Source organism: Metamycoplasma canadense, assembly GCF_000828855.1.
In the GTDB taxonomy this organism is placed as follows: Bacteria; Bacillota_I; Bacilli_A; order Mycoplasmatales; family Metamycoplasmataceae; genus Metamycoplasma; species Metamycoplasma canadense.
This window is the reverse complement of sequence record NZ_AP014631.1, coordinates 318,920-330,321: the sequence shown is the minus strand read 5'-3', so window position 1 is coordinate 330,321 and position 11,402 is coordinate 318,920. Positions and strand designations below refer to the sequence as shown.

The following is an 11,402-nucleotide window of genomic DNA, read 5'->3' as shown; positions in this document are numbered from 1 at the left end:
ATAAAAAATAAAATGTATTTTTCATTTGATTATACTGTTATAAATATGCTTATATTTCTTAATATATTTTTATAAATAATAAGATTTTAAAATAAAAAAATAAGGCATTTTTTTAAGCCTTATTAATTAAAAATACAAAATTTATTACATTATAGATTCAATTCTAACTTTATATTTTTTAGGGGCATCAACCTCAACAGTATCATCAACTTTATGATTTAAAATAGCTTTTGCTAAAGGAGAAGAGTTTGAAATTTTTCCATTAAAAGGATCTGCATCTAATGCTCCAACAATTATTACAGTTAAAATTTCTTTTGTTTTTAAATCTAATAATTTGACAGTAGAACCAATTCTAACTATATTTGAGTCCGAAAAATCTTCATCAATTAAAATTGCATTTTCTAAAATATGTTGAATTTCTAAAATTTCATTTTCAATTGCAGCTTGTTTGTCACGAGCAGCATCATATTCGGCATTTTCAGACAAGTCACCTTGATTTCTAGCTTCCTTAATTTCCTCTATTACTAATGGTCTGGCTTCTTGTTGTAAATAAACTAGTCTTTTATTATATTGTTCAAGACTTTCTTTTGTTAAATATATTTTTTTATCTTCCATAAATTTAATCTTCTCCTTTTTCAACAATATCTTTTATATTATTTTTAGCTAAAAGTATAACACTTTTATTCTTGAATTTTAAGGTTTCATATCTTAAATTAAAAAATAAAGCTATATCTTTTATATTTTTAAATTTTAATTGTTTGTCATTTTCAATAATTATCATTCCGTTTTCTGATAAAAAACTAAGTTTAGATTCAATTGCCTTTTTAAATTCCAAATTATTATTTAAAAGGATAATCAAATCGCTTTTCTTATTTATTTCAGAGGTATAAGATATTAAATCAAATTTAATATTTTCAAATTCATTTTTTATTTCATTATTTAGTTTTACATTTTTTTTATTATTTAAAAAAACCTGTTTGTTTGCGAGGTTAGAAATAGAAAGTGCTAAATAATTATTCTTATCTTCACAATAAATATTTTCATAGTTATTTAAATAAATAGTATTAATTACAAAACAAATAAAAAAATCATTTAATTCAGAATCATAGAATTTTTTTATTCCATCAAGAACAACACCATAATTTGGATTAATTTTTTTAAGCTTATTTTTTTCATCTTCTTCACGGGGTGAAACATATTTTTTAACTATTTTTTTCTTATATAAAAATGTAATTATAAAAGCAGTAAGTCCAATTATAAAAACAATAACTAAGGAAATAATTAAACCCAATCTTACATCAGCAGAAATTTTACTTTCTTTATTATTAAGTAATGAGGCATATTCATTTATTATTTTCATTTAATTATTCCTCATTAAGATTCTTCTTGATCAACCAAAAGTAATTTTGAAAGATCATTTCCTTTTTCATCAACAATATCAACATTTTCTAAAAATTCATCTAATAAATCTAAAAGAATCTCAATAACTGCTTCATCTTCAACTTCGACTAATTCCTCATTTTTAGAATCGATTTTTGCAAATAAAATTGATTTTTTATCAGTTAAAGCTATAAAATGCTCACCGTTTTCATCGATTTCAAATAAAACATAAAAAATATCACCATTTTCCAAAATTATTTGACGTTCAGAAGAGCAAATGTTTATTTTTTGTTTTTTTATATTATCTTTTTTTATTTCCATAAATAAATTAACCTCTTTTTAAATAATCTTCTAATATTATTTGTGCTGCTAGAGAATCTTTTTTTATTTTTCTTTTTTTACCATTAAAACCAGCTTCAAATAAAATATTTTCAGCAAAAATGGTACTTTCTCTTTCATCTTGCAATATAACATTAATTTTAAAATTTTCTTCTAATCTTACTTTAAATTTTTCTACCATTTTTGTTCTAGGACTTTTTGATAGATCCATACGTAATGGATAACCTAAAACAATAGTATCAATTTCATTTTTGTATTCACTTTCATTAATTCAAAAACCAATACGTTTTATTAAATCAATAAAATGTCACTCTTCAAAATAAAAGGTTTCAAGTGCTGAAACAATAATGTTATTTAAATCAGTTATTGCAATTCCACAAGTTTTTGAACCTAAATCAAGTCCAAGCTTACGCATTAATTAAATCCTTAATTTCATTAATTAGTCCATCACTTGAAATTGTTGTTTCGATCGAACCTTGACTAACAATTTTATTTCCGCCACCCTTACCATTAAATTTATTCGCAATATTTTTAAATATCAGCGTTGAATCATATGTCTTTGAAGCGATAATTAAAAAATATGTATTTTCTTTATTTTGATTAATTCCAATAACTAAGGAATCAGGGTTACTTTCACGAATTTGAATTGTTATTTTTCTTAATAAATTAATGTCTTTTTCATAAAATAAAAATGTTTTAATTTCATTGATAAAAAGATAATGATACAAACTAATATCAACTGTTTCGTTATTTTTTTCTTTTAAGAATTTTTTATAATCTTCTCTTATTTGATTTTCAATTATTTCATAATCTTCTAAAAGTTTTTCTTTTTCAAAAACATCTTTTGGAATTAAAGTTTCAAATTCTTTTTGATAATCTAATTTAAGTTCTTTATTATTTTTAATTAATGAAATAAGCAATTTTTGCTTTTCGATAATTTCATTTAATAAATAATCATTAACAAGTTTATTTGAAGTTACAACTCTTAAACGATAAATTCCAGTCCCTTTTGAATCAACTGAAACAATCTTAAAGTTTTCAATAATTGATGAATTATCAACGTGGGTTCCGCCGCATAAATCTTTTGTTATATTTTCAAATTCAACAACTCTAACATTATTTGCATCATGATATTCTGATTCTTCAATAGTCATATAAGCTCCAAGTTCTTGGGCTTTTTTAATTGAAGTAATAATGTAATTTCTTTTTGCTGACATTTTAATATAATCATGCATTATTGATTCAATTTGTTTAATTTCATTTTTTGTTGGTCGATGATCAAGACCAAAGTCAAATGTAAAATGTTCAGGGTGAATATTTGATCCTAATTGTTCAATAACTTCATTACTATATGTCTTACGCAATGCATGAAACATAATATGAGTTGAACTGTGATTACGAGCATAATTTAATCTTTTTTCTTTATCAACAAAACATAAAATCTCGTCTTTATTATTAATAATTCCTTTAACAACATGAATATGGTTTCAAAATTTATCTTTAAAAACATCTAAAATTTCAATTTTATTTCCATTTTGAATCATATAACCGAAGTCATGATTCTGACCACCTGAAGTAGCATAGAAGGGGGTTTTATCTAAAATAACATACGAAATCTGTTCAGCATTTTCAACATTATTTATTGAATTTTCAGAATCTAATAAATATAAAATTTTTGATTTTGATTCTAAAAAGTCGTAACCGATAAATTCTGATATTTTGTTTGGAATTAATGCTAGCGAGTTAATTACTTTTTGCATACCTACTTCAATATTTCCACGTGAACGTTTTTGATGTTCTTTTAAATATTCATAAAAATCATCTAAATTAATTTTAATATTTTTTTCTTTTAAAATTTCATCGGTTAATTCAATTGGAAAACCGTATGTATCGAACATTTTAAAAGCAGTTTTAGCATCAATAAAACCTTTTTTTTCTAATTCAAGCTCTAAAAGTTTTTCACCTTCCTTAATTGTTTTAGCAAAAATCTCTTCCTCTTCTTTAATGATTTTAGCAACAGCGTCAATATCAATATCAAAAATTAATGATTCTTTAACAATTTTTACTAATTTATATAAGAATGATTTTTCCTGAATCCCTAATGACAATCCAGAACGATATGATCTTCTTATTAAACGTCGAATTATATAACCACGTCCAACATTTGATGGAGAAACTCCATCGCTTATAGCATTAACACTAGCCCTTATATGATCAGCTATAACTCTAAATCAGGTATTAATTTTTGTTTGATTTGGATCGTTAATGAAGTAATTATTTATATCATAATGATAATTTGTTAACCTTTCAACTTCTTTTATTATTGGTAAAAATAAATCAGTATCAAAATTAGTTGGAGCATCTTGCATAATTGAAGTTATTCTTTCAAGGCCTGCTCCGGTATCAATATTTTTTGTTGCTAGTTCAGTATAATTGTTTTCACCATCATTATTAAACTGTGAAAAAACAATATTTCAAATTTCAACATATCTATCATTTTCAATATCATTAATAAGAAGTTCAAGACCTCTTTTATCATATTTTTCACCACGATCGTAAAAAATTTCCGTATCTGGTCCACAAGGGCCTTGACCGACATCTCAGAAATTAGTGTCTCTTGTTCCTTTAATCAAATGATCTTTTTGAATTCCTAATTCAATTCATCTGTTATATGTATCCAAATCATCTTCGAAATAAGTAATATAAATACGATTCTTTTCTAGTTTTAAAACATCAAAAATAAACTCATAGCCAAAAGCTATTGCTTCTTTTTTAAAATAATCACCAATTGAAAAATTACCCAACATTTCGAAAAAAGTATGATGCCTTGCAGTAACACCAACATTTTCTATATCATTTGTACGAATTGATTTTTGTGAGTTAGTAATTCTTTTTGCAGGGGGTACTTTTTTACCACTAAAATAATCTTTTAGTGTCGCTACTCCTGAATTAATTCATAATAAAGAGGGATCATTTTGAGGAATTAAAGATTTTGATTCAACAACTAAATGATTTTTTGATTTAAAAAAATCTAATCACATTTTTCTTATTTCTTTTGATGAAAGCATAGTTTTTTCTCCTTAAATTTTAAAATTATTATAAATATGTTTTTTCTTTATTCTTATAAAATACTTGATTTATAATTGCGGCTCCAACTACTTTATTTTCTTCATAAATAACTACTTCTTGACCAGGTGTAACTGCTTCAGTAGCGTCATAAATAACCTCAACTTGATTATTTGAAAGAACCTTAATTTCACATTTAATATCTCTTTGACGATATCTAAATTTAGCACTTAAATTAAGAGGATTATAATTTTTAGCAATTAAATTTCAATTAATTGCAATTATTTTATCAGATAAGAGATATTCAGGATTATCTTCATTAGCAACATAAATTATTTTATTTTTAATATTATGTCCGACAACAAAATATGGTTTTTCAAATCCACCTAAATTCAATCCCTTTCTTTGCCCAATTGTGTAATACATAGCGCCAGAATGTTTACCAACTATTTTATTAGTGTGAATATCAATAATATCTCCAGGTTGTGCAGGAATGTAATTTTCTAAAAATTGTGCAAATCTTCTTTCTCCTATAAAACAAATTCCTGTTGAATCTTTTTTAGACGCTGTTGCTAAATTAAGTTTTTTTGCTATTTCTCTTACTTCGTTTTTTGTAAAATTAGCAAGAGGGAAAATTACTTTTTTTAATTGTTCATTACTTAATTGAGCTAAAAAATACGATTGATCTTTTAAAACATCTTTAGCTCTATATAATTCGCCATCAATAGCATTAGCATAATGACCCATGGCAATAAAGTCAGCATTTAAATTATTAAATGCATAATCTGAAAAAGCCTTGAATTTAATATATTTGTTACAAAAAATATCTGGATTAGGTGTTCTGCCAATTTTGTATTCATTAATTAAATACTGAAAAACATTTTCTCAATATTCTTTAACAAAATCAACACGATGAAGTTTTATATTAAGTTGATTAGCAACTTTTTGAGCATCTAAATAATCTTGTTCTTGCGGGCAAATATTTTGATTAATATCATAATTTCCTAAAAAATCATTATTTAAAAAAGAATCTCAATTACGCATAAACAAACCTTCAACATCATAACCTTGTTCTTTTAATAAATATGCACAAACACTAGAATCAACACCACCACTCATGCCTAAAATCACTTTTTTCCTCATTCTTTTCCTTTCTTAGTTTCTCTTGCATTAAAAACTTAATAGCATTTCAAACAAATATTTCTTGTACTTTATTATAAAAATATAATTAATTATAAAGTTTTTAAAATAAAATGGCATCCATTTGATAAAAAAATAAAAAGAGCTTATTTTAAAAAGCTCTTAATAGAAAAATTAATCTACAAATGATGTATCAAATTGACCCAAAACACCATGAATATTTGACGTAGTTACCCAAGCATTTTTATCAACCTTTTTAATTTCTTCAATTATAGTTTCTCTTTCTAAAAATAACGCTACAGTTTCTATTTTGCCAAAATCATTATGACTAAATCCACCGACACCGTAAAAAATATTAAATGGATGAACATAACCTATTTTTTTAAACTGTTCAGCAATAATTTCAGGACGTTTTGTATAAATTTCAATCTTAACTTTTTTATATTTAGGATAAAACTTATTAACCAACATTGAAAATACTAATAAATAAGCAATAGTTCCTAAAATTCTTACTAAAAATAAATCTCGATTTCAAACGTGACCAACAATATTTCTAGTGTATTCTAACGAGCCAATAACGATAGTTGAAAATGATGAAAAGCAAATTGCAACCGTTAAAAATACATTTCCAACAGGTTTTTTATTTTTATAAGCAATATAGTTTGAAATTACCGATGTTCCGCCGATTGATCCTCTTTGTCTTCACGCAATAATTGAAGCAAATCCTTCAGCAGCACCACCAATTATTGCATAAACCAATACTGGTCAATTTTGGCCATCATAAACACCATAAATTTTAGTATTTTCTAGTATTTTTACAATTGAGGAAGAATTATATTTTTTAATATTGTTAACAATTTTAAATAAATCTTTATCAAAAAATTGATTTTTAAAATATGAAATAATTTCATTTGATTGTTCTAAATGTGTAAATTTAGCATGTGTTTGATTTGTTAAAGCGTTTAATATTTCGTTTTTATCATTAGAATCCATTAATTTGTTAACCATTCTAATATCAATGCCAAACGGGTCTCAATAATAATTTTTTTCTCCAATTGGGTTATAAAATGAAATTTTTTGATTTATAAAATTAACAATCGGATTAGAACCACGTCCATTATATTCAATAAATAAAAGTTGAACAATAACTTGAAATAACATTCAATAATAGGTTAATACCATAAACATTCTTGGGTTCATTTTTCAAAAAATAAACATAAGTGGTAAATTTACTAAAACGTAAAAAAGACCATAAAATTGAGCTGTTGAAGGAGCAGTAAAAGTGATAATTTGTGCTAATGATGAAGTCCCAGAAGCAATGGTTGCTGCTTTTTTAAGAAAGACAGTTAAAGCAATATTATATAAAAAAGCACTAACAAGCATTCAAATTACTTTTCTAGGATATTTTTTTCAAATATTAATAATATTAACTTTTTGAGGATTTAAAATTGCCATTTTTTCTTCATGTTTTAGTTTTTTTTCCTCAATGCTTAATTTTTTCTTCTCAATTTTTTTATCTAAATTAACAACTTTTTTATTCAAAGTAACCTTCTTTCAATTATTCCATAATTTATTGTATATTTAATTTTCTAATTGAGATTTACTTTTATCTTTAGTAATTTTACCATAAATAAACTTATTATAATCAGGAGCAAAAATTAATTGAATAGTTTTTGTTGCACCATGACGATTTTTTGCAACAATAACATTTGTTAAAGATGCTCTACTCTTATCATCATTTTGTTTTAATTCAAATGATGAAGTAGAAGCATTATCAGTTGATATTTTTTTATTTTTATAATAATCATCACGGTGTAAGAAAATAACCCTGTCAGCATCTTGTTCAATTGCTCCAGATTCTCTTAAATCGGAAATTAATGGGGTTTTGTCCTCACGTTTTTCAACACCACGACTTAATTGGCTCAAAGCGATTATAGGACATTCAAGCTCACGACCTAATTGTTTTAATGAACGAGATATTTTAGCAACTTCTAATTGTCTATTTTCTTGTGATCTTTTTGATGAATCTCCAATTAATTGTAAATAATCAATAATAACTAAATCAACTTTAGAATTTCTTGCAAATCTTTTTGATAAAGTTATTATATCTGAAATTGTTAATGTTGCACGGTCGTTCAAAAATACATTTCATGTTGACATATCTTCAACAGTATGAATTAAATTTCTTTGATCATTAATTTCTAATTCTTTTGTTTTTAGTTTTGAAATAGGAACTGTTGAATCGATTGCAATCATTCTTTGTACCAATTGAGGATTTGACATTTCAAGACTAAAAAATAAGACTGTTTTGCCTTTTTTTGCAACATTATTAGCAATATTTAAAGCAAAGGCTGTTTTTCCCATTGCCGGTCTAGCTGCTAAAATGGTTAAATCACCAGGATTTAGTCCTAGTAAAACTTCATCTAATTCCGGAAAACCTAATTGTAACCCTACACCAATTTCATTATTTTCTTTTCTTAAAATTTGTTGAAGAATATTATTAGCAGTATCACTAATTTTTTCATATGAGGAATTTATTTCTGAAATATCAATATTAATTAAATCCAACTGAATTTTTGAAAGTAAATCAGATATATTAAAAGGTTTTTTTTCAATTATTTGTTGAATATCTTTTAAAAGATTATTTAAGCTTGTAGTCTTATATTGATCAATTAAATTTTTAGTATAAATTTCTATATCGCTAATAAAACCAGCATTTTCAGTTAAGTAAGCTAAATACTCTGGAGCAGACATCATAAAAGAACTAACTTGATCAAATTGTTTATTTTCTTCTAAATAAAAAAGAAGATTTGAATAATCAAAATTTTTAGAACTATTATGAACCTCTGAAATTGCACTGTATAAAATTTGATTAGATTTAAAATAAAACATCTCTGGTCGTATTAAAACAGCGATTTTTAAATAAGAATCTGGCTCAACTAACAAAAGTCCTAATAATGACACTTCATTATTAGCAATCGCAATTTCTCTTGATGTTAAATCTTTTTTTATATTCACAGAAATTATCCTTTCATTTTTACAAAAAAAGACGATATTCTATTTTTCTTCAAAAATTTGAATTAATAAAATAGCCGTTACTTCTTTATGAAGCTTTATATTAATATAATGCTTGCCAAATGTGTTGTAAGAATCTTTACTTAAAGAATGTGGCTTAATTTTAATATTATTTTTAGCTAATTCTTTTTCAATGGCTTTATTAGTTATCGAACCATGAACAACATTTCCATTTGATTTTAAATAAAAATTTAAGGTTAATTTTTCAATTTGTTGCTTTATTTCTTCTGCTTTTTGTATTTCTTTAGCATAATTTTCAGCTATGTTACTTTTTACTCTTTCTAAATTAGCTAAAGTTTGTTTATTTACAGGTTGAGCATAACCATTTTTAATTAAAAAGTTTTTAGCAAAACCATCATTTATATCAACGATCTCGTTAACTTTATATTTATCATATTGTTTAATTATTATTATTTTCATTTTTCACACTCACTATTGCTTGTATTAAATTATCTACAAAAAGTTCAATGTTTTCTTCACTTTCTGCTGCGGCAGAACCAAAATGGCCGCCACCATTAACTGCTTCAGCAATTAATTGAACATTTGTATTTATACCTCTTGCAGACATTTTACATTTTTTTGTTCCAGCTAGCTTACCAATAACAAATGCTGCTTTTCTACCGTTAACTCTAAGAATTTCATCTGCTGCAATAGATATAATATCAGGAGATACAGGAATATTTTTATAAGCTAAAAAATATCCTGGTTTTACTTCTTTTAAATTTTCTAGAAGTGAATAAACTTGTTCTAAAATCTCTTCATCTAATTTTAACGTATCAACCGAAATTGATATTTTAGCTCCTCACATTTCAAGTAATGCTGCGGCTGAAAATGTTTTAGATGAAGTTTGTTTTTGAAAATTATTTGTATCCAAATAAATTCCATTTAATAAATTTTGAGCTGTATTAGAATCAATTTTGTCTGCATTATTTGTTATTGCTATTATTTCAGTAACGATTTCTGAAGCAGATGACGCAGAGGAATCAATATATAAATTTTCCCTAAAAGCAAAGCTTGGATTTAAACCAATTCTATGATGATCAATAATTATTATATTATCTTTTTCAATATTCTTAAATGCTGTTATATTTTCTATTCTTGTTTCATCAGAAGTATCACAAATAACAACTAATGTTTTTTTGTCATTAATATTTGTAGCTTCTTTTGGAGAAATAAATATTTGTTTTTCTAATGGCGTCAAGCGTTCATAAACTCTCTGAGTTGTTGCATCAAATGTTTTATTTTGAATATAAACCTCTTTGTCATAAGATTTAGCTAGCTTATATATTCCTAATGATGACCCCAATGCATCAAGATCTGCGTTTTTATGACCATAAATAATTACCTTATCAATGTTTTTTGATTTTAGCTTATTTATTAAAATCTTTGCAATAAAACTAACATTTGTTCTTGACATATCAATATTAATTTCAGATGAAGATCCGTAATACCTTGGTTTTTCATTTTTAGTTAAAACTGTAATTTGGTCTCCACCTCTTGTTTTTGATTGCAGTAAAGCTTCTTTTGCTAATTTATCTAATGTTTCAAGTTTGAAAATTCCATATGAAAATCCGCCAGAAAGTGTTAATGCAATACCTTTATGAATACTTTTATTTTTTAACTGTTCAAAAGCCTCAAAATTATTTTTCTCAAATAATTCTAATGTTTCTTGATTAGTTATAATAAAAAATCTTCCGTTTTCGTATTGACGATAAATAATATTATATTTTTTAGATATTTCATCTAGCAAAGCTCCAAAGTTTGAATAAATATTGTACAAATCTTCTTGAGATAAAGAAACTTGGTATAAATTCATATTGTCAATATGCAATTCTCCAAAAACAATTCTTTGCTTCTTATAATCATTTAATAAATTAGATTGAATTGTAACATCTTTAACAACAATAACATTTTTTTCAAAACTTACATGAACCTCATATTCATAACCATTTTTTTTATAAAAAAAGTCATTATTATTTTTTGTTCACTCCTCAATTTCAAAAACATCTTTAATATACTTACCAATTATCGATTTTCCAAATTTATTTAAAATAAAATTAGTTGCTCATATTATACGGCCATTATTTAAAAATATTATTGTTCCAATTCCTTGATCGCTAATCTCATTTTGAATATACTGATTTAAAGTTTGATTAGCCATTTGTGATTCTTTTAAATATTTTCTAACAATAAAGAAAACATAAATAACTAAGCCTACAACAAGAAATGAATACAATATTGAAGGAATTAACTTTAATTTTTCAGGTATCTCAAAAACTCCTACAAAAAAAACAATTGTAGGGATAATAAATAAAAATAATATTTCAATAATTAAAATTAATAATCTTTTCTTATTTTCTTTATTTTTCATAAATTAAATTATACAAAAATTGCTTTAAAAT

General features: G+C 24.7%; 10 protein-coding genes. All 10 read right to left on the bottom strand.

The features are described 5' to 3' along the window. Nucleotides 1–144: 144 nt before the first annotated feature. The gene (greA, locus tag MCAN360_RS01320) at nucleotides 145–615 is read right to left on the bottom strand and encodes a transcription elongation factor GreA (protein ID WP_045433699.1); all 471 of its coding nucleotides are present in this window, start codon (nucleotides 613–615) and stop codon (nucleotides 145–147) included. Nucleotides 616–619: 4 nt separating this feature from the next. Continuing rightward, a complete protein-coding gene (locus MCAN360_RS01315) occupies nucleotides 620–1,360 on the bottom strand; it encodes a BC85_0335 family putative methyltransferase (RefSeq protein WP_045433696.1) in 741 nt (246 codons plus the stop codon). A 14-nt stretch (nucleotides 1,361–1,374) separates the two neighbouring features. Then, nucleotides 1,375–1,701, bottom strand: coding sequence for a hypothetical protein (locus MCAN360_RS01310; RefSeq protein WP_052461471.1), 327 nt, complete (start codon nucleotides 1,699–1,701; stop codon nucleotides 1,375–1,377). A 7-nt stretch (nucleotides 1,702–1,708) separates the two neighbouring features. Next, on the bottom strand, nucleotides 1,709–2,134 hold the full coding sequence (ruvX, locus tag MCAN360_RS05340; protein WP_045433693.1) for a Holliday junction resolvase RuvX: 426 nt from the start codon (nucleotides 2,132–2,134) through the stop codon (nucleotides 1,709–1,711). Beyond that, nucleotides 2,127–4,787, bottom strand: coding sequence for an alanine--tRNA ligase (gene alaS / locus MCAN360_RS05335; RefSeq protein ID WP_045433690.1), 2,661 nt, complete (start codon nucleotides 4,785–4,787; stop codon nucleotides 2,127–2,129). The genes ruvX and alaS overlap by 8 nt, the downstream gene beginning before the upstream one ends. A gap of 28 nt (nucleotides 4,788–4,815) precedes the next feature. Beyond that, entirely contained in the window at nucleotides 4,816–5,928 is a 1,113-nt protein-coding gene (gene mnmA / locus MCAN360_RS01295) for a tRNA 2-thiouridine(34) synthase MnmA (RefSeq protein ID WP_045433688.1), read from the bottom strand. Between the two features lie 171 nt (nucleotides 5,929–6,099). Next, complete coding sequence (locus tag MCAN360_RS05330) at nucleotides 6,100–7,467, bottom strand: YitT family protein (protein ID WP_173402249.1); 1,368 nt, start codon at nucleotides 7,465–7,467, stop codon at nucleotides 6,100–6,102. Between the two features lie 39 nt (nucleotides 7,468–7,506). Then, entirely contained in the window at nucleotides 7,507–8,943 is a 1,437-nt protein-coding gene (gene dnaB / locus MCAN360_RS01285; protein ID WP_045433683.1) for a replicative DNA helicase, read from the bottom strand. Between the two features lie 39 nt (nucleotides 8,944–8,982). Continuing rightward, nucleotides 8,983–9,420, bottom strand: a complete 438-nt coding sequence (gene rplI, locus MCAN360_RS01280) for a 50S ribosomal protein L9 (protein WP_045433681.1) — start codon at nucleotides 9,418–9,420, stop codon at nucleotides 8,983–8,985. After that, a complete protein-coding gene (locus MCAN360_RS05325; RefSeq protein ID WP_045433678.1) occupies nucleotides 9,401–11,371 on the bottom strand; it encodes a GGDEF domain-containing protein in 1,971 nt (656 codons plus the stop codon). The genes rplI and MCAN360_RS05325 overlap by 20 nt, the downstream gene beginning before the upstream one ends. Nucleotides 11,372–11,402 lie beyond the last annotated feature (31 nt).